Annotated in this window: 15 protein-coding genes; 11 read left to right on the top strand and 4 right to left on the bottom strand. The window is 73.6% G+C overall.

The genetic code is table 11. From position 1 onward, the window contains the following. Positions 1–12: 12 nt before the first annotated feature. From ACWGJO_RS21225 to ACWGJO_RS21210, 4 genes are all read left to right on the top strand, one after another. Complete coding sequence (locus ACWGJO_RS21225) at positions 13–1,338, top strand: M1 family metallopeptidase (protein WP_387694353.1); 1,326 nt, start codon at positions 13–15, stop codon at positions 1,336–1,338. Positions 1,339–1,529: 191 nt separating this feature from the next. Then, positions 1,530–2,912 carry a serine hydrolase domain-containing protein gene (locus tag ACWGJO_RS21220; protein WP_452185848.1) on the top strand — a complete coding sequence of 461 codons (1,383 nt, stop codon included), beginning with the start codon at positions 1,530–1,532 and terminating at the stop codon, positions 2,910–2,912. 291 nt (positions 2,913–3,203) lie between these two features. Further along, on the top strand, positions 3,204–4,037 hold the full coding sequence (locus ACWGJO_RS21215; protein WP_452185846.1) for a GNAT family N-acetyltransferase: 834 nt from the start codon (positions 3,204–3,206) through the stop codon (positions 4,035–4,037). Beyond that, positions 4,034–4,870, top strand: a complete 837-nt coding sequence (locus ACWGJO_RS21210) for a lysophospholipid acyltransferase family protein (RefSeq protein WP_452185844.1) — start codon at positions 4,034–4,036, stop codon at positions 4,868–4,870. Before ACWGJO_RS21215 ends, ACWGJO_RS21210 begins: the two co-directional genes overlap by 4 nt. Before the next feature lie 82 nt (positions 4,871–4,952). Here the strand turns inward: ACWGJO_RS21210 and ACWGJO_RS21205 are convergent, their stop codons facing one another. After that, a complete protein-coding gene (locus ACWGJO_RS21205) occupies positions 4,953–6,518 on the bottom strand; it encodes an MFS transporter (protein ID WP_452185842.1) in 1,566 nt (521 codons plus the stop codon). A gap of 124 nt (positions 6,519–6,642) precedes the next feature. Here ACWGJO_RS21205 and ACWGJO_RS21200 point away from each other — a divergent pair, with 124 nt between their 5' ends. The 4 genes from ACWGJO_RS21200 to ACWGJO_RS21185 all read left to right on the top strand — a co-directional run bounded on the left by ACWGJO_RS21200 (position 6,643) and on the right by ACWGJO_RS21185 (position 11,353). After that, positions 6,643–7,341 (top strand): TetR/AcrR family transcriptional regulator, encoded by a 699-nt coding sequence (locus tag ACWGJO_RS21200; protein ID WP_452185840.1) that lies wholly within the window; start codon positions 6,643–6,645, stop codon positions 7,339–7,341. Positions 7,342–7,412: 71 nt separating this feature from the next. Further along, on the top strand, positions 7,413–8,375 hold the full coding sequence (pip, locus tag ACWGJO_RS21195) for a prolyl aminopeptidase (RefSeq protein ID WP_452185838.1): 963 nt from the start codon (positions 7,413–7,415) through the stop codon (positions 8,373–8,375). Positions 8,376–8,481: 106 nt separating this feature from the next. Beyond that, positions 8,482–9,480, top strand: coding sequence for a YdcF family protein (locus ACWGJO_RS21190; RefSeq protein ID WP_401053729.1), 999 nt, complete (start codon positions 8,482–8,484; stop codon positions 9,478–9,480). Between the two features lie 361 nt (positions 9,481–9,841). Continuing rightward, on the top strand, positions 9,842–11,353 hold the full coding sequence (locus tag ACWGJO_RS21185; RefSeq protein ID WP_452185836.1) for an extracellular catalytic domain type 1 short-chain-length polyhydroxyalkanoate depolymerase: 1,512 nt from the start codon (positions 9,842–9,844) through the stop codon (positions 11,351–11,353). 95 nt (positions 11,354–11,448) lie between these two features. On the opposite strand, the gene mca is transcribed toward ACWGJO_RS21185, so the two are convergent. Next, the gene (gene mca / locus ACWGJO_RS21180) at positions 11,449–12,366 is read right to left on the bottom strand and encodes a mycothiol conjugate amidase Mca (protein WP_452185834.1); all 918 of its coding nucleotides are present in this window, start codon (positions 12,364–12,366) and stop codon (positions 11,449–11,451) included. Between the two features lie 60 nt (positions 12,367–12,426). Beyond that, the gene (locus tag ACWGJO_RS21175) at positions 12,427–13,872 is read right to left on the bottom strand and encodes an MDR family MFS transporter (RefSeq protein WP_452185831.1); all 1,446 of its coding nucleotides are present in this window, start codon (positions 13,870–13,872) and stop codon (positions 12,427–12,429) included. Positions 13,873–14,069: 197 nt separating this feature from the next. Between ACWGJO_RS21175 and ACWGJO_RS21170 the strand changes: the two genes are divergently transcribed. After that, positions 14,070–14,717: a TetR/AcrR family transcriptional regulator gene (locus tag ACWGJO_RS21170; protein WP_452185829.1), complete on the top strand. Its 648-nt coding sequence runs from the start codon at positions 14,070–14,072 to the stop codon at positions 14,715–14,717. Between the two features lie 902 nt (positions 14,718–15,619). Here the strand turns inward: ACWGJO_RS21170 and ACWGJO_RS21165 are convergent. Next, positions 15,620–16,609 (bottom strand): alpha/beta fold hydrolase, encoded by a 990-nt coding sequence (locus ACWGJO_RS21165; RefSeq protein WP_452185827.1) that lies wholly within the window; start codon positions 16,607–16,609, stop codon positions 15,620–15,622. A gap of 200 nt (positions 16,610–16,809) precedes the next feature. On the opposite strand from ACWGJO_RS21165, the gene ACWGJO_RS21160 reads away from it, so the two are divergent. Together ACWGJO_RS21160 and ACWGJO_RS21155 are read left to right on the top strand one after the other, a co-directional pair. Further along, positions 16,810–17,382 (top strand): helix-turn-helix domain-containing protein, encoded by a 573-nt coding sequence (locus tag ACWGJO_RS21160; protein ID WP_452185897.1) that lies wholly within the window; start codon positions 16,810–16,812, stop codon positions 17,380–17,382. Between the two features lie 155 nt (positions 17,383–17,537). Beyond that, positions 17,538–18,188: a hypothetical protein gene (locus tag ACWGJO_RS21155; RefSeq protein ID WP_452185825.1), complete on the top strand. Its 651-nt coding sequence runs from the start codon at positions 17,538–17,540 to the stop codon at positions 18,186–18,188. The last annotated feature ends 170 nt before the right edge of the window (positions 18,189–18,358 follow it).

The raw sequence follows: 18,358 nt of genomic DNA, 5'->3' as shown, positions 1-18,358 counted from the left end.
GCGCACGCCCCCGTGAAGCCCAAGCACGTCCCCGCGGCCGCCGGTGCCCCGGACCCGTACTTCCCGAACAGCGGCGACCACCGCTACCGGGTGCACCGCTACGAGCTGGCGCTGGACTACCGGCCAGGCCCCAACCGGCTGGCCGGCTCGGCCCGACTGAGCGCGGTGGCGGACGCGGCGCTGGCGGAGTTCGCGCTCGACCTCGCCGAGTTCCGGATCGGCCGGGTGCTGGTCGACGGCCGGGCCGCCCGCTACACCCACCGCGGCGGCAAGCTGCGGATCCGCCCGGCCAGGGCGCTCGCACCGGGCGCCGCGTTCACCGTCGAGGTGCACTACACCGGCAACCCGCGCCCGGTGCGCAGCCCGTGGGGCGGCCTGGGCTGGGAGGAGCTGACCGAGGGCGCGCTGGTGGCGAGCCAGCCGGTCGGCGCACCGTCCTGGTTCCCGTGCAACGACCGGCCCGCCGACAAGGCCACCTACCAGTTGGCCGTCACCACGCCATCCCCGTTCACGGTGGTGGCGAGCGGCCGGCTGCTGACCCGTACCACCAGGGCGTCCAGCACCACCTGGGTGTACGAGCAGAGCGCGCCCACCCCGACGTACCTGGTGACGGTGTCGATCGGGCACTACCGGCCGGTGCCGCTGGCGGTGCGACCGGCGGTGCCGCAGACCGGCTACGTCCCGGAGCGGCTGGCCGCCGCGTTCGCCCGGGACTTCGCCCGGCAGCCGGAGATGACGGCGTACTTCGGCGAGGTCTTCGGTCCGTACCCGTTCGGCGAGTACGCGGTGGTGATCGCGGACGAGGAGCTGGACGTCCCGGTGGAGGCGCAGGGCGTCGCCACCTTCGGCACCAACCACCTCGGCGCCGGCTGGGAGCACGAACGGCTGATCGCGCACGAGCTGGCCCACCAGTGGTTCGGCAACAGCGTCACGATCGCCGACTGGCGGCACATCTGGCTCAACGAGGGCTTCGCCAAGTACGCGGAGTGGCTCTGGTCCGAGCACGCCGGCGGCCCGGGCGCGGCCGTGCACGCCGCCGCCGCGCACCGGCTGCTGGCCGGGCTGCCGCAGGACCTCCGGCTCGACGACCCGGGCCGGAAGCTGATGTTCGACGACCGGCTCTACCAGCGCGGCGGACTGGTGGTGCACGCGCTGCGGCGGACGCTCGGCGAGGACGCGTTCTTCGCGATGCTGCGGGACTGGACGGGCGCCAACCGGCACGGCGTGGTCGCCACCTCCGACCTGCGCGCCCACGCCGCCCGGTACACCACCGCTCCGCTCGGCCCGCTCTTCGAGGCCTGGCTGGAGCGGCCGGAACTGCCGCCGCTGCCGGACTGAGCGCTCCACCCGGCCCGGCGCCGCCCGGTTCGCCCGCGGCCCGGGCGTCGGCCTGAGCCGGGGCGTGGGCCTGGGCCGGGGCGTGGGCCTGGGTGTGGGCCTGGGCCTGGGCCTGGGCCGGGTTAATCGGTCGGCCCCGGGCCCCGGCTGGGCTACTGTCCGTGCACATGTCGATGAGTCCAGAAGCCCACATGACCGACCTCCCCGCCGAGCTGCTGCCCGCCACCCGCCGCGCGCTGCTGCACCGGCTCGCCGTCGCCCAGGCCGAGGGGCGCACGCCCTCCATGGTCGCCGGGGTGCTGCGCGACGGGCAGCCGGTGTGGACCGGAGCCCGCAGCATGGTCGACGGGCACGCCCCCACCCCGGACGTCCAGTACCGCATCGGTTCGCTCACCAAGACCTTCGTCGCCGTGCTGGTGCTGCGGCTGCGCGACGAGGGCCTGCTCGACCTCGCCGACCCGCTCTCCCGCCACCTGCCCGGCACCCCCGCCGACGAGGCGACCGTCGCCCAGCTGCTCGCGCACTCCTCCGGCCTGACCGCCGAGACCCCCGGCCCCTGGTGGGAGCGGACCGAGGGCTCGCTGCGGCCGGGCCTCGGCGACCTCCTGGAGGCCGAACGGCCGCTGAAGCACCCGGCCGGGCGGGTGCACCACTACTCCAACCCCGGCTACGCGCTGCTCGGCGCGCTGGTGGCGAAGCTGCGCGGCGAGCCGTGGGGCGAGGTGCTGCGCCGCGAGGTGCTGGCCCCGCTCGGCATGCACCGCACTACGCTGCTGCCCGAGCACCCGCACGCCGGGGGCTTCGCCGTCCATCCCTGGGCCGACGTCCTGCTGCCCGAGCCGCTCACCGACACCGGCCTGATGGGTCCGGCCGGTCAACTCTGGTCCACCGTCGCCGACCTGGCCCGCTGGGCGGCCTTCCTGACGGCCGGCGACGACAAGGTGCTGTCCGCCGACTCCCTCGCCGAGATGCGCTGCCCGGCCGTCGCCCCGGACGACGCCGAGTGGACCAGCGGCTACGGCCTCGGCCTGCAACTGCGCCGCCACGAGGGCCGGTTGCTGTACGGGCACACCGGCTCGATGCCCGGATTCACAGCGGGCCTGTGGATCAGCGAGGCCGACGGCCTGGCCGCCTACGCCCTCTCCAACGCCACCACCGGCGGCGTCGGCGCCTCGGCCCTGGCGGCGCAGCTGATCGCGCTCACCGCCGAACTGGAGCCCCGGCTGCCCGAACCGTGGCGCCCGCTGCCCGCGGTGGACGCGGAACTGCTGGAGCTCACCGGCCCCTGGTACTGGGGCGCCGCGCCGATCGCCCTGCGGCTGCGGCCCGGGCGGGTGCTGGAGCTCACCCCGCTCACCGGCGCCGGCCGGGGCTCGCGCTTCCGGCCCGAACCGGACGGCACCTGGACCGGCGTGGAGAACTACTACGCGGGCGAGACCCTGCGGGTGGTCCGCCACCCCGACGGCACCGTCAGCCACCTCGACATCGGCTCCTTCGTCCACACCCGTGAGCCGTACGGCCCGGCCGGCGCCGTCCCGGGCGGGGTCGACCCGGAAGGCTGGCGGACGTTCTGAGCCGCGCGTAGCGATCGTGCCGCAGGGGCGCGGTGCGGCCGTACGCCCCTGCGGCGGGAGTTGTCCACCCCCGGCGGGCGAGCGCCGGGTGCCGGACAAGTGACCGCCGGGCCACGGGTGTTCCCATTCAACAGGTGCACATCTGCGCTCCGCCGGGCCGCAACATAAATGCCAACCGGCTCGGAGAGACATACGGGGACCGGTTCGCGTCCATGCCCAACCGCCTGCGGACCGGGACGGTGCCCTGGTGATCCACGGCACCGCCGATCGTGCTGCCCTGGAGGGTCCGCCATGACCACCGTCCCCACGTACGCTCCGTCCGCAGTCGCCCCCACCCACGACGCCCGGGTGGTCCCCGCGCCCCGCCCCCGGCCCGCCGCCCCGGCCGCGTACACCGTCTCCCTCGCCCGCGACGAGGACGACGTGCGCGCCGCCCAGCGGCTGCGTCACCAGGTCTTCGGCGCCGAGCTGGGCGCGGTGCTGCACAGTCCGGTCGAGGGTCTGGACGTCGACCCGTTCGACGAGTACTGCGACCACCTGCTGGTCCGCGAGGGCGAGCAGGGCGCCGTCGTCGGCACCTACCGGCTGCTGCGCCCCGAGGCCGCCCGCCGGGCCGGGCGACTGTACTCCGACGGGGAGTTCGACCTCTCCGCGCTCGCGCCGGTGCGCCCCGGCCTGGTCGAGCTCGGGCGCTCCTGCATCCGCCCGGACCACCGGGGCAACGGCGCCGTCATCAACCTGATGTGGGGCGGCATCGCGCGCTACCTGGCCGACACCGGCAACACCTGGGTCGGCGGCTGCTGCTCGATCGAGCTGGCGGACGGCGGCGCCACCGCGGCCCGGGTCTGGGACACCGTCAGCGCCAAGCACCTGGCGCCCGAGGAGTACCGGGTCACCCCGCACCGCCGCTGGGACGCCACCGGGGTGGCGCGCGCCGAGCGGGGCGCACTGCCGGCCCTGCTCCGCGGCTACCTGCGGCTGGGCGCCTGGGTCTGCGGCGAGCCCGCGTACGACCCGGACTTCGACTGCGCCGACCTGTACGTGCTGCTGTCGCTGGAGCGCACCGACCCGCGCTACCTGCGGCACTTCCTGTCCGGCGTACCCGCCTCGGGCGCCTCGTCATGAGCGTCTGGCTGCCCACGGCGACCTGCCGGCCCGAGACCTGCCTGGCCGAGGCCTCGCCGGAGGTCTCCCACCCCCGGCGGGCGCTGCGGCTGGCGGCCTGTCTGACCGCCGTGCTGGCGGGGGTCGTGCTCGGCCTGCCGGTCCGGCTGTTCCCGTACCGCGCCCGGATCCTGCTGGTCCGGCTCTGGGCGCGGACGGTGCTGCGCGCCCTCGGGGTAACCGTCCACCTCGCCGGGCCCGACGGACCGGGTCCCGGCGGACCGGGTCCCGGCGCGGACGGCGGGGTGCTGGTGGTGGCCAACCACGTCTCCTGGCTGGACATACCACTGCTCGCCGCCGGTCGGCCGGGCCGGTCACTGGCCAAGACCGAGGTCCGGCAGTGGCCGGTGCTCGGCCCGCTGATCGCCGGGTGCGGCACCGTCTTCCTGGACCGCGACCGGCTGCGGACGCTGCCGGACACCGTCGCCGCGGTGGCCGGGGTGCTGCGCTCCGGGCAACCGGTGATCGTCTTCCCGGAGGGGTCGACCTGGTGCGGGCGGGAGAGCGGCCGGTTCCGGCCCGCCCTGTTCCAGGCGGCGGTGGAGGCGGGCGCCGACGTCCAGCCGGTGACGATCCGCTACCGGCTGGCGGACGGACGGCCGACCAGCGTGCCCGCCTTCATCGGGGACGACGGGCTGCTCACCTCGCTCGCCCGGGTGGTCGCGGCCCGCGGGCTGGTCGCCGACGTCACCTTCCTACCGCCGATGGCGCCGCCCGGCCCGCAGCCCGCCCGGGCGGGCGCCCGGCGCGAGCTGGCCCGCAGGGCGCAGGCGGCGATCGAGGGCATCCGCTGACGGGCCGCCGGTGCGGCGGCCCGTGCGACGGGCACGTCCGGGCGTGCCGTGCGCGCGGCCGGGCAGCCGACCGGTTCCCCGATCAGGCGGAGCGGGCCTCGGCCGGCTCGGCCGGCCGCGGACGGACGGCCTCCGGCGGGGCGATCGGACGGGCCCGGCCGAGCAGGACGGCGACCAGGACGGCGGTGACCGCGAGCGCGACCGCCCCGCAGCGCACGGCGAGGTGGATGCCGTCGATGAAGGCGCCGTCCACCGCCTCCTGGAGCGGACCGGGCAGTGCCCCCGCGGCCGCGGCACCGCCGTGCACCGCGCCGGTGGGCGCGTCCGCGATCGGACCGACGGCGTCCGGCGGGACGCCGAGCCGGTGCAGCGCGCCCGTCAGGGAGTCGGTCAGCCGGCCGGTCAGGACGGCGCCCAGCACGGCGATCCCGAGCACCCCGCCGAGCTCGCGCAGGGTGTTGATGGCTGCCGAGGCCATCCCGGTCTGGGCCGGGGCGACCCGCTGCATCACCCCGATCGACACCGGGGTGAAGGTGAGCCCCATCCCGAGGCCCATCGCGAACAGCGTCCACAGGTATTCGAGGTAGTGCGCGTGGTCACCGTACAGTGACAGGCCGCCGAGGCCCGCCGCGCAGAGGACGAGGCCGAGCACCAGCGGCGGCCGGGGCCCGTGGCGGGCCGTCAGCCGGCCGGAGAGCGGCGCGGCGAGCACCAGCATCGCGGTCATCGGCAGTCCCGCGTAGCCCGCGGCGGCCGGGGACCAGCCGAGGGTGCCCTGCATCATCAGCGGCAGGAAGAACAGCGCGCCGAACATCCCGAAGCTGACCATGAACCCGCTGAGCAGCGCGCCGCCCAGCATGCCGTCGCGGAACAGCCGCAGCTCCAGCATCGGTTCGGCGAGCCGCAGTTCGAGCAGCAGGAAGGCGATCAGCAGCACGGCGGCCGCGGCGCCGCAGCCGAGCACCCGGGCGTCGGTCCAGCCCCGGGACGGGCCCTCGATCAGCGCGTAGACCAGCAGGCCGAGTCCGGTGGCGGACAGGGCGAGGCCGCCGAGGTCGATCCGGCGGGCGCGCGGCGGGATGTCCGGGAGCACCCGGGCGGCGAGCAGCAGTCCGGCGACGCCGATCGGCACGTTGATCCAGAACACGCTGGCCCAGCCGAGGTGTTCGACCATCGGGCCGCCGACCACCGGTCCGACCGAGAGGCCGAGCGCGGAGACCCCGGACCAGGTGGCGATGGCCTTGGCCCGCTCCTGCTCGTCGGTGAAGACGTGCCGCAGCAGGGCGAGACTGCCGGGGGTGAGCAGCGCGGCGCCGACGCCCTGGAGCATCCGGGCGCCGACCAGCACGCCGATCGTGTCGGCGAGCGCGGCCAGGGCCGATCCGACCGTGAAGAGGGCGAGGCCGAGCCGGAACACCCGGGTGCGGCCGTACCGGTCGCCGAGTGCGCCACCGGTCAGCACGAAGGCCGCGTAGACCAGGCTGTAGCCCTCGGCGACCCATTGCAGGCCGCTGATCCCGGCGTCCAGTTCCCGGCCGATGCGGGGCAGGGCGTTGTTGACGATGACGTTGTCCAGCATGGACATGAACATGGTGACGCAGAGCGTGAGCAGCGCGAGCCGTCGGCGGCGGGCGCTCGATTCCTCCATGGGTTCCCTCCCGGTCATGAGCCTCTAACACTGTTAGGGGTCGGCGCGACAGCCACAGAGTGCACCTAACGGTGTTAGATTGCAAGCGGGAATCCACCACACGGCCGGAGGCGTCCGCACACCCATGCCGCAGAACCACCCCGACACGCCCGGGACCGACGACACGACACCCGCCCTGACCAGGGACGCCCTCGCCCAGGCCGCCCTGCGCGTCCTGCAACGGGACGGCCTGGCCGGGCTGTCCATGCGCAAGGTCGCCGCCGAGGTCGGCGTCAAGGCGGCCTCGCTGTACTGGCACGTCCGCAACAAGCAGGAGCTCCTCGACCTGCTCACCGACGCCCTGTTGGGCTCCGCCGAGCCCCCGCCGCGCACCGGCGGCTGGCGCGAGCAGTTCCACGCGTACTGCTGGCGCTACCGCCGCCTGCTGCTCGGCACCCGGGACGCGGCCAAGGTCGTCGCCGGCCGGCTCGCCCCCGGGCCCCACCTGCTCGGGCTGATGGAGGACCAGCTGGACCGGCTCCGCGCGGCCGGCTTCTCCGACGCCGACGCCGCCATGGCCAGCTACCTGCTGGGCGCCTTCGTCCAGGGCTTCGTGCTCCAGGAACAGTCGCCGATCTCGGCCGCCGAGGTCCTCGGCACCAGCCGCCGGGACATCGCCGACGCCGCCGGCGACCTGTTCCGCACCCAGCCCGCCGAGACCTTCCCCAACCTGGTCGCCCTCGCCGACGACCTCACCGCGCCGGACATGGACGCCCGCTTCGAATTCGGCCTCCAGCGGGTCCTCGACGGCCTGGCCGCCCTGCTCCCGCCGGAGCGCCGCTGAGCCCCTCCTCGGGATTCGACACCGGGGTAGGCTCGCCGGGCCCACCCCGTACGACCACGGAGGAGTCACCGATGCCCGAGCCGTACCCCCTCTACGAACCGTACGCACAAGGCCTGTTGGACGTCGGCGACGGGCAGCTGATCCACTGGAACGCCTCCGGCGACCCGGCGGGCAGGCCGGCCGTGGTGGTGCACGGCGGACCCGGCTCCGGCCACAGCCCGGGCACCCGGCGGTACTTCGACCCGGAGCGCTACCACCTCGTCCAGTTCGACCAACGCGGCTGCGGACTCAGCCGCCCGGCCGCCGCCGACCCCTCGACCAGCCTGGAGCACAACACCACCGCGCACCTGATCGCCGACATGGAGCGGCTGCGCGAGCACCTCGGCATCGACAAGTGGCTGCTCTACGGCGGCTCCTGGGGCTCCACGCTGATCCTCGCCTACGCGCAGGCCCATCCGGAACGGGTCTCCGCGATCGTGATCTGCGGGGTCACCATGACCCGTCCCGAGGAGACCGACTGGCTGTACCGCGGCGTGGGCCGCTTCCTGCCCGCGGCTTGGGAGGCGTTCCGGGACTTCCTTCCGCCCGCCGACCGCGACGGGGACACCTTCGAACTGCTCGCCGCCTACAGCCGGCTGCTCAACAGCACCGACGAGCCGGTCCGGCGGGCCGCCGCCAACGCCTGGGCCACCTGGGAGGACGCGGTCATCTCGCACGAGACGCTGGGCAAGCCGAACGCGTACACCGACCGGCCCTCCGACGCGCTGATGGCCTTCACCCGGATCACCGCGCACTACTTCTCGAACCGGGCCTTCCTGCCGGACGGCCAACTGCTGCGCGACGCCGGGCGGCTGTCCGGAATCCCCGGCGAACTGATCCACGGCCGACTGGACCTCGGCGGGCCGGTCGACACGGCCTGGCAGCTGGTCAAGGCCTGGCCGGACGCCCGGCTGACGGTCATCGACGACTCCGGGCACACCGGCAGCCCGCGGATGCGGGACGCGATCCTGGCCGCGATCGAGCGCTTCGCCTGAACCCCGGCCGGGCGTCCGGGGCACCCGCCGGGCGCTCACCGGGGCCCCCGGTTCCTCCGAACGCCCGGCCGGTTCGTACAGGTGGGATTCCCCTACGATACGACGCATGATCGCCTATGCCCCAGCCGCCCTGTTCTTCCTGTTGTTCGGAATCGGGGTAGTACGCGACCGTCGCCAGTTCAGCAACGCCGTCCTGCTCGGCATCGCCGTCTCCCTCCTGTCCCTCGCCCTGCTCGCCGAGCTCCGCAAGGCACCCAGCATGGTGATCACACTCGCAGCGGCGGTCATCGTCCTCCTCCCGGCCCTCGGCACGGCGGCCCTGGTCTGGTTCCTGCTCGCCAACGGCCTGACCATGATCCGCAAGGAGGGCAGACGGCCGGCCAACCTGCTGTCGCTGCTCGCCGGGCTGGGCATCCTCGGCGTCATCGGACTGCTGGTCGCCGCCCTCATCGTCCACTCGCGGCCGCTGGCCGCGCTCGCGGGCACCGCGGTGCTCGTGGTCGGCTACGTCTCCTTCCTGTTCACCTGCTTCGTCGGCTACGCCTTCCTGTACAGCCGCCACCGGCCGCGCCGGGACGTGGACTTCGTCATCGTGCTCGGCTCCGGGCTGATCGGCGGCGAGCGCGTCCCGCCGCTGCTCGCCAGCCGGCTGAACCGGGGCCGCGAGGTGTACGAGAAGCAGGCCGCCCGCGGCAACCCGCCGGTGCTCATCACCTCGGGCGGCCAGGGGCCGGACGAGAAGCTGCCGGAGTCCCACGCGATGGCCGACTACCTGGTCGAACGCGGCTTCCCCGAGGAGCACATCGAGCGGGAGGACCGCTCGCGCACCACCGAGGAGAACCTGCTGTTCAGCAAGGCCATCATGGAGCAGGCCAAGCCCGACTACCGCTGCGTCGTGGTCACCAACAACTTCCACGCCTTCCGGGCGGCACTGCTCGCCCGCCAGACCGGCGTCAACGGCCACGTCTTCGGCTCTCCCACCGCCCGGTACTACTGGCCGAGCGCCACCATCCGCGAGTTCGCCGCGATCTTCCTGTCCCACAAGCTGGTCAACTTCGGGATCTGCGGCTTCATCGCCCTCTGCGGAGTGCTCGCGGCCCTGTGAGCCGCCCCGGGACTCCCACCCGGGCGGGCCCCGGTCGCTCGGGCGGCCGGGGCCGGTTCTTTTCCATCGGTCATCGGCTTGTGAAGGTGGTCCGGGTTCGCCCTGGAACACCGTCGTCCCCGACATCACCTCGCCTCAAGTGCGTTCCGGTACGGGGCAGGTACGGCCTTCAGTGCTCCGCAGGACGCGCAGCCGGGTCGCAGGACCACGGCGCGGGGCGCGAGCCGCGAGCCGCAGGACCATGGCGGCCTGCACCATGCCCGGGCGGTGGCCCCCGGATGACCGTCACATGGCACCGGGCCTGCGGGCGCGCCACGCTGCACGGGACCGGCCCCCACTCCTCCCCCACGTTGGAGTCCCCATGCCACTGCGCCCCACCGCCGCGGCGCTGCTCACCACCGCCGCTCTCGCGCTCGGCACCGCCGCGCCCTCCGCAGCCGTCGCCTCCCCCACCGCACCCACCCCACCCACCACGGTTTCCCCCGTCACAGCCTCCGCCGCATCCTCCGTGGCGGCGGCCGCCGGCGGCAGCTTCCAGCAGGTCACCGGGTTCGGCACCAACCCGGGCAACCTCGCGATGTACACCTACACCCCCGCCGGCTTGCCCGGCAACGCTCCCCTGGTGGTCGCGCTGCACGGCTGCGTCCAGAGCGCCACCGACTACTACCGCAACTCGGGCTGGACCAAGTTCGCCGACCAATACGGCTTCGCGGTGGTGTTCCCGCAGACCAGCAGTGTCAACAACAGCCTCTCCTGCTTCAGTTGGTTCGACGCGAGCAGGGCCGCCCGGGGCGTCGGCGAGGCCAGGTCGGTGGTCGAGATGGTCGCCAAGGCCGAGTCCCTGTACGGCTCGGACGCCCACCGGGTGTTCGTCACCGGTCTCTCGGCGGGCGGTGGGATGGCCGCCGACCTGTTGGCGGACTACCCCGACGTGTTCGCCGGCGGGGCGATCGACTCGGGGCTGCCCGCGCACTGCGCCACCACCCAGGCCGCCGCCTCCGGCTGCCAGAACTCCGACCAGGGGCTCACTCCGGCCCAGTGGGGCGACAAGGTCCGGGCCGCGTACCCGGGTTACACCGGGCCGTGGCCCCGGGTGGCGGTCTGGCAGGGCACCGCCGACACCGTGGTCAGGCCGGTGAACGCGGCCGAGCTGCGGGACCAGTGGACGAACGTCCAGAGCCTCGGCCGTCAGCCGACCGGCACCCGGAGCCTGCCCGGCGGCACCACCCAGGAGCTCTACGCCGATGCGAACGGAAGGCCCGCGGTGGCCGTGTTCACGATCAGCGGGATGGGCCACGGCCTGGCCGTCGACCCGGGCTCCGGGGCCGACCAGTGCGGGGCGACCGGCGCCTACTTCCTCGACACGATCTGCTCCGGCTACTACACCGCGCAGTTCTGGGGGCTGGACGGCGGCTCCGGCCCCACCGACCCCGGGCTGCCCGCCCCGACCGGGCTGACCGCGACCGCGGCCGCCGGGTCGATCGCCCTCGGCTGGCAGTCCGTCAGCGGCGCCTCCTCGTACCAGGTCTTCCGCGATGACGCCCAGGTGGGCAGCACGACCGGCACGGCCTTCACCGACACCGGACTCGCGGCCGGCACCACGTACCGCTACACCGTGGCGGCGGTCGACGGGTCGGGCGCCGCCGGCCCCCGGTCGGCGGCGGTGACGGCGACCACGCCGGGCGGGGGCACTCCCCAGTGCTTCACCGCCAGCAACTACGCGCACGTCTCGGCCGGCCGTGCGACCCAGACCGGCGGCCAGACCTACGCGCTCGGATCGGGCCAGAGCATGGGGCTCTGGAACACCTTCGTCACCCACACCCTGAAGCAGACCGGACCGGGCTACTACGTACTCGCCGACGGCCAGTGCTGAGCGGACGGGCGCTGCCGAGCGGACGGCGGCCACCGCGCCACCGGGTGACGCCGCGAACGCCCGCGCCGCCGCGCCCGTCGCGCCCGTCGTCCGGTTCATCCCGCCCCCACCTCCACCCCTGCCTCCGCCCGTAGCCCGGCGAACAAGTCGGTCTCGATCGCGCCCTCCCCGGCCGCCGCACCCACCACCGGCACCAGGCTCCGGGCCAGGTGGTAGTCCTCGGTCGGCCAGACCTCGCGCTCGATGTCCCGCGAGTGGGCCATGAAGGCCACGCCCGGCTGGACCTGGGTGGCGTGCGCCAGCATCGCCGCGTCCCGTACGGCGAACTGCTCGGCGCACGCCACCCGGGTGGTGGTGGCCAGGGCCGGCGGGGTGTCGGGCCAGCCGGCGAGCAGCTCGCCCATCCCCGAGGGGACGCCCCGTTCCGTCATGGCCTCGTGCAGGGCCCGGAACCAGGCCCGGGAGAGCGCCAGGTGGTAGTAGAGCTTGGACACCTGCCAGGGCTCGCCCGGCCCGGGATCGTGCTCCGGGTCGGCGGCGGCTTCGACGGCCGACACCGTGACCCGGTGGGTCATCACGTGGTCCGGGTGCGGGTAGCCGCCGGTCTCGTCGTAGGTGATCACCACCTGCGGGCGGAACTCCCGGATCAGTGCGACCAGCGGCGCCGCCGCGAGCTCCACCGGCCGGGCGGCGAAGCAGCCCTCGGGAAGGGGTTCGTCCGGGCCGGGCATCCCCGAGTCGACGAAGCCGAGGAACCGCTGGCGCACACCGAGGATCTCCCGGGCGGCCGCCATCTCCTCGCGCCGGACGCGGGCGATGTCGGCCCGGACCTCGGGCCGGTCCATGGCCGGGTTGAGCACCGAGCCGCGCTCGCCGCCGGTGCAGGTGGCGACCAGGACGTCCACGCCCTCGGCCGCGTACCGGGCGAGGGTGGCCGCACCCTTGCTGGACTCGTCGTCGGGGTGCGCGTGGACACTGAGCAGGCGAAGGCCGTCGGGGTGACGGATGGACACGGGTGCCTCCAGGTCTGGGTGGTCGGGAACCGGTCGGTGGTCAACCGGACCTGCCGGTGGTCAGCCGGAGCGTCGGGTGTTCGGGTAGAGCAGCGCCGGAGCGATGGCGAGCGCGGACAGGGCCAGCACCCACCAGAAGGTCTCGCCGAAGGCCGCACCCGGCCGGCCCGGGTGCCCGTCCTGCGCCTGCTGGAGCGCCAGCGTCAGCACCGCCGTGCCGAGCGCCCCGCCCACCCGGTTCAACACGTTGACCGCACCCGCCGCCGCCGGCACCTGGTCCTTCTCGACGCTCCCGTACACCACTGCCAGGCCGGGGATCGCGATCATCCCCATGCCCGCGCCGCGCAGTGCCAGCGAGCCGGCGATCAGCCAGGCGGCCGGTTCGGAGCCGCTGCCCAGCTGGGTGAACGCGATCGTGCCGACCAGGGAGCAGCCGATGCCGATCATGATCAGCGGACGCGGCGCGATGCGGTCGGTCATCCGGGCGGCCAGCATGGCGGTGACCGCCGTGCCGAGGGCCTGCGGAGCCAGCAGCAGCCCGGCCTCCACCGCGCCGGCGTGCTTCACCTGCTGGTAGTAGAGCGGCACCAGGAACATCGAGCTGTAGAGCGCGGCGCCCTGCAGGAAGCTGTTCGCCGTCGCCACGCTGAAGCCGCGCCGGGCGAACAGCCGCAGGTCGATCAGCGGTGTCCGGACGCCCCCGCGCCCCACCCGCAGCGCGTACCAGCCGTAGGCCGCCACCAGCACCGCGCCCGCCACGAGAGCGACCCAGCCGACCGTTGCGCCGTCACCGATCGTCGCGAGCCCGTAGACCAGCCCGGTCAGGCCGGGCGAGAGCAGCACCAGACCGGTCACGTCCAGCCGGGGCTTCGGTGCGTCCGACGTCTCGTCGGACGGCAGCCAGCGGGCGGCGAGCAGCAGGATCACCAGCCCGACCGGAACGTTCAGCAGGAACATCCAGCGCCAGTCGAAGTGCTCCAGCACCAGCCCGCCGAGGATCGGCCCCAGGACCGGGGCCAGGCTGATCGGAAGCATCAGCGTGCCCATCACCCGCCCGACCCTGGACGGCCCAGCCGCTTGTATGATGATCGCCTGGCCGAGCGGTTGAATCATCCCGCCGCCGATCCCCTGCAGCACCCGGAAGGCGATCAGACTGCCCGTCGACCAGGCCAGGCCGCACAGCGCCGATCCGAGCACGAACAGGACGACCGAAGCGAGCCACGCCCGCCGCCCCCCGAAGCGGCCGGCGGCCCAACCCGAGAGCGGCATGGTCAGCGAGATCGCCAGCAGGTACCCCGTGGCCACCCACTGCATCTCCGCGATCGAGCCGTGCAGATCGCGCCCGACGGAGTCGATGCCGACGTTGACGATCGTGCTGTCCAGCAGCGCGAGCACCGGCCCCAGCGCGAGCACCCCGCCCATCTTCCACAGGCCCGGCGGAATCGGCTCCGGCTCCCCCTCCCGGACTCCTCCCGGCCGGCCCTTCGCAGCAACGGATGCGGTCATGCGCCCTCCCCTGGTCGCCCTTGGGCGAGTCGCCCCCCGAGACCGCGTGCCGCCACTTCGACGCTCACCCGGCACACTCTCGGACGCCCACCCGGGCAGCCGCTCCGGCCGCCCCGAAAAGAACTTAGGACGGACCCATCGATGAGGTCAAATCTAATTTCTGTACTCGACCCAGCTTCCTGCGCTAGGCTCCCGGCATGACCGAGACCGGGACGACTCCGAACCTGCGCGAGCTCAACAAGCGCCGCACCCGTGAGGCGATCTCGCACGCCGCGACCAGGCTCTTCATCGAGCGGGGCTTCGACCGCACGACCATCGCCGAGGTCGCGGCCGCCGCGGGCGTCGCCAAGATGACCGTCACCAACCACTTCCCGCGCAAGGAGGACCTCTTCTTCGACCTGCACGAGGAGCTCGTCGTCCGGCTCGCCGCAACGGTCTCCGAGCGCGCACCGGGCGAGTCCGCGCTCGCCGCGCTGCGCCGCGACTGCCTCGCCGGGCTCGACCGGCACGACGCGCGGCTCGGCTTCTCCGGCCCGGAGTTCGCCCGCACCGTGTTCGACAGCCCCGCCCTGGGCGCCCGGCTGCGCGAGCTGCACGAGCAGAGCGAGACGGCACTCGCCGAGGCGCTGGCCGAGGCGGTGCAGGAGAGACCCGTCGGCTTCGAGTGCCGGGTCGCCGCCGCGCTGCTCGCCGCCGTGGACCGTGCGGTGTTCGCCGAGGTGTTCCGCCGCACCCTGGCCGGCGAGGAGCGGGCGGCGATCGCCGCCGCGGTCCACCCCTCGGCCCTCCGGGCCTACGACCGCTTGGAGAGCCCCCTCGGGAACTTCGCCGTCCGGGACGCCTGAGTAGGGCCGGGGGCTGGCGCGGTGGCCGATGCTCCGTTTTCAGTCCCCTCCGCTTCACACCGTGCATGCCGTTCTCCCGCACACGACTTTCCGACATCGTTCACCGGCTGGCATGCGTCCGTCGCCCCGCGTACGGTCCCGGTCAGGCGGTAGACCCCGAGCCGAGTGATCCACCCATAGGCGTACCGGGTGGTCCAGTTCCGGCCCGCGAGTCCGTGTCCGCGGCCCGGCCTCGCCGCCTGCCGGGGCGCAGAGGCAGCGGCCCCCGGACCACCGTGCGGAGTTCGTCCTCTGCAATGCCGATGGCCGGGCCGGGCAGGTGGTCGGCGCCCTTCCCGCCCAGGCCCTCAACTTGTGGTTCAACCGACGGTCGCACCGCCGGCCCGGCTCGGGCCGTTCGACCCCGTTCCGCCAACGGGTAGGTTCGCTTCTGTCAGCGATGGCCGACCGAAGCAGCAGCGCAAAGGGCTGGTGTGACGCACGAGATGGACATCCAGGTCGGGACTGACGTGCGGACTACCGGGGGACCGTTCACAGACTTCACGAGCCCTGTCGTGGCCGTTGACCATGCCCGGGGCCGTGTCGAGTCGACGGTGGACATCTTCGGTGACGCGACCAGGATCGACCGCTGCCGCCGGGCGGACGATCGACCTGAAGGTACATCAATATCCCCTCATTGATGGGGAGTTCACTGTCGTGGTCGATCCATGCCGAGCGGGTGGCGGGCCCCCGTCCTGAGTGGGCTGCCGTTGTTCACCGAGATCGCCGAGGTGGTCCCCTCGTCGCCGGCCCGGCCCGACGCGCTGTGCGCCGGCCCGGTACTCAGGGCTGTCAGGCCTCAAGGCGTTCGTAGTCGTGGGCGTGCCGGCGGGCGCGCATCACCCAGGCATGCGCCCGCCGGTTCAGCCCGGGAGGGAGGCGAGCCAGGCGGTCAGCAGGCGGTTGACCTCCTCGGGACGCTCCTGCTGGATCCAGTGCCCGCAGCCGTCCAGGATGTGGGCGGAGGCCAGGGCGGGGAGGGTGACGGGGTAGGCGTCGATCGCGTCGGCCATCCAGGTCGTGGAGGCGTCCAGGGCGCCGCCGATGAACAGGGACGGCTGCTTGATCGGGGCTCCGCCGTACTGGGCGAGGTCCTCCCAGTCGCGGTCCATGTTGCGGTAGCGGTTGAGGGCCCCGGTCATGCCGGTGCGCTCGAACTCCCCGGCGTACACATCGAGGTCGTCCTCGGTCAGCCAGGCGGGCAGCTTGCCGTTGGGGAAGCGGTCGCGCAGCCGGCCGCCGGTGCGGGTCACGAAGTGCGGGTCGGGCTCGCCCCGGGCGGGCATGGTGTCGGCGGACATGGCCGCGTAGAAGCCCGCGAGCCAGCCCCGGAGGTCGGGCTCCATCTCTGCTTCGGCCCGGCCGGGCTCCTGGAAGTACGAGACGTAGAACTCCTGGTCGCCGCCCATCTGCGCGAAGACGTCGGTGGGGCGGGGGCCGCCGGGCGGCGCGTAGGGGACGCTCAGCAGTCCGACGGCGCGGAAGACCTCGGGGTGGAGCAGGGCGGAGGCCGCCGCGATGCTGGAGCCCCAGTCGTGCCCGACGACCACCGCCGTCTCCTCGCCCAGGGCGCGCACCAGGGCGACGTTGTCCTCCACCAGGTCGAGCATCCGGTAGGCGTCCGTCGCGGCCGGCTTGGAGGAGCGGCCGTAGCCGCGCACGTCGAGCGCCACGGCCCGGTATCCCGCCGCCGCGAGGGCCGGGAGTTGGCGGCGCCAGGAGTACCAGGACTCGGGGAAGCCGTGGACGAGCAGGACCAGCGGTCCGGTGCCCTGCTCGACCAGGTGCAATCGCCCGGCGGGTGCCTCGATGGTGCGGTGGCGCAGGTCGGCGGACGGCGCGGGCTGGTGCATCGCTTCTCCTCGGTTCACGGGCGGCCGCGGTTACCCACCGATCATGCGGCGCGGCGGCCACGCGACGCGAACACCCTTGCCATTATGGCAAACTGGCAGGACAGAGCCGTGGAGGTGGCGGCACGGCCGGAGGGAGCGGGGCAACGGTGGCAGTGACAGTGACGGTGACGGACGACGGCACAGCCGACACGCTGGCGGCCATGGGCCCCCGGCTGCGGGCCGCGCGCGAGCGGCACGGCGCCACACTCACCGACGTCAGCCGCGCGACCGGCATCTCACTGAGCACGCTGTCGCGGATCGAGACCGGCCGGCGCAGGCCGACCCTGGAGGTGCTGCTGCAGCTCGCGAAGGCGTACGACGTCTCCCTGGACGAGCTGGCCGGCACCGCACCCGCCGCGGCGGCCGGACCGCGCGCCCCGGTGCCGCAGCGTTCCGGCACCGACAAGACGGTGCTACCGCTGACCCGGTACGTCGGGGGCCTGCACGCCCACAAGCACGTCCTGCCCGCCGTCGACGCGCCGCCGGCACGGCCGCGGCAGGTCTCCCACGACGGGTACGAATGGCTGTGCGTCCTGTACGGGCGGCTGTGGCTGGCACTCGGCGAGCAGGACCTCGTCCTGAGCGCCGGGGACGTGGCCGAGTTCGACACCCGCACCGCCCACGGAGTCGCGAACGCCGGACCCGGCGGACCGGTCGAATACCTGATCATGTTCGGGCCGCAGGGAGAACGCCTACGACCGCGCACCCCAGCCCCCGACCGCGGGGCCCGGTAACGCGGAGCGCGGCGCCCGGGCCCCGCGACGGTGCCTGCAGCTTCACGCCCCGGCGGCGTCCGGATCACGCAGTGGTCGCAGGCCGCCCCGAAGGCCGGGCTGTCGGCGCGGCGGCGGACCCGTCGCCGTCAGTGGTCGTTCCTAAACTGCGCCCCATGGGACTTTCGATATCGGTGGGACTCCTCTACGACCAGGCTCGCAACGACGCGGAAGGTCTCGACCATCACCGCGCTGCCTTCGCCCGCCTCGGCCAGGCGCTCCTGGAGGAGGAGGGAATCGCCTGGCACGAGCCGGAGATCACCGATCCGCCTCGTGCCCGTACCTTCTCCGGTGGCTTTCCCTACGGGTACCTGACCCAGCTGCGCCGCATCCTGGTGCTCATGAACTTCGGCGAACCCGTCACGCCGGCTCTGGAGGTCAGCGGGCGCCAGTTCAACCGCGACTGCGAGAAGATCCGGGACGAGATGTCGAGGCTCGCCTCTCATCTGCTCTGTCACTCCGACTGTGCCGGCTACTACGTGCCGGTCGACTTCGAGGATCCGCTCTTCCTCCCTGACGAGGCGGCAGTCGAGGGCGCCGGAATGGTCGGCTCCAGTCAGCGCCTGCTGGCTGAACTGTCGGACATGGCACCGTCGATCGGCATCGACCTCGACGACGAGGGCGTTCCCTCCGGTACGGGGGAGGCCGGGGAGGCCCGGGATCTCGCGGGGGACGGACCATTCGAGACGGAGCGCTTCGCCTGGTACCAGCTTTATCGGGCATGTCTGGCAAGCATTGCCGACGGCCACGCCATCGTGTTCCACTGACTCCTTCTCGACAGTGGTCATCTCCGGATTCCGTGCTGGGACGTCACGACGGTGGCGGCGAAGCCGCCGGCCGGGGCCCTCTGTGACAGCGTGGCGTGAAACGCCCCGATTTGTCGGGTTAGCCTAGAGGGAACGACAGGAGTCCCACCCCGCATGACCAGTAAGAACAC

The organism is Kitasatospora sp. NPDC054795, from assembly GCF_053611565.1.
This window is presented reverse-complemented; position numbering and strand designations above follow the sequence as displayed.

Coding starts and splice junctions, on each gene's coding strand:
- ACWGJO_RS21160 (WP_452185897.1), top strand. CDS start 16,810: ATGGGCCCCCGGCTGCGGGCCGCGCGCGAGCGGCACGGCGCCACACTC.
- ACWGJO_RS21170 (WP_452185829.1), top strand. CDS start 14,070: ATGACCGAGACCGGGACGACTCCGAACCTGCGCGAGCTCAACAAGCGC.
- ACWGJO_RS21185 (WP_452185836.1), top strand. CDS start 9,842: ATGCCACTGCGCCCCACCGCCGCGGCGCTGCTCACCACCGCCGCTCTC.
- ACWGJO_RS21210 (WP_452185844.1), top strand. CDS start 4,034: ATGAGCGTCTGGCTGCCCACGGCGACCTGCCGGCCCGAGACCTGCCTG.
- ACWGJO_RS21220 (WP_452185848.1), top strand. CDS start 1,530: ATGACCGACCTCCCCGCCGAGCTGCTGCCCGCCACCCGCCGCGCGCTG.
- pip (WP_452185838.1), top strand. CDS start 7,413: ATGCCCGAGCCGTACCCCCTCTACGAACCGTACGCACAAGGCCTGTTG.
- ACWGJO_RS21175 (WP_452185831.1), bottom strand. CDS start 13,872: ATGACCGCATCCGTTGCTGCGAAGGGCCGGCCGGGAGGAGTCCGGGAG.
- ACWGJO_RS21155 (WP_452185825.1), top strand. CDS start 17,538: ATGGGACTTTCGATATCGGTGGGACTCCTCTACGACCAGGCTCGCAAC.
- ACWGJO_RS21215 (WP_452185846.1), top strand. CDS start 3,204: ATGACCACCGTCCCCACGTACGCTCCGTCCGCAGTCGCCCCCACCCAC.
- ACWGJO_RS21190 (WP_401053729.1), top strand. CDS start 8,482: ATGATCGCCTATGCCCCAGCCGCCCTGTTCTTCCTGTTGTTCGGAATC.
- ACWGJO_RS21200 (WP_452185840.1), top strand. CDS start 6,643: ATGCCGCAGAACCACCCCGACACGCCCGGGACCGACGACACGACACCC.
- ACWGJO_RS21165 (WP_452185827.1), bottom strand. CDS start 16,609: ATGCACCAGCCCGCGCCGTCCGCCGACCTGCGCCACCGCACCATCGAG.
- ACWGJO_RS21205 (WP_452185842.1), bottom strand. CDS start 6,518: ATGGAGGAATCGAGCGCCCGCCGCCGACGGCTCGCGCTGCTCACGCTC.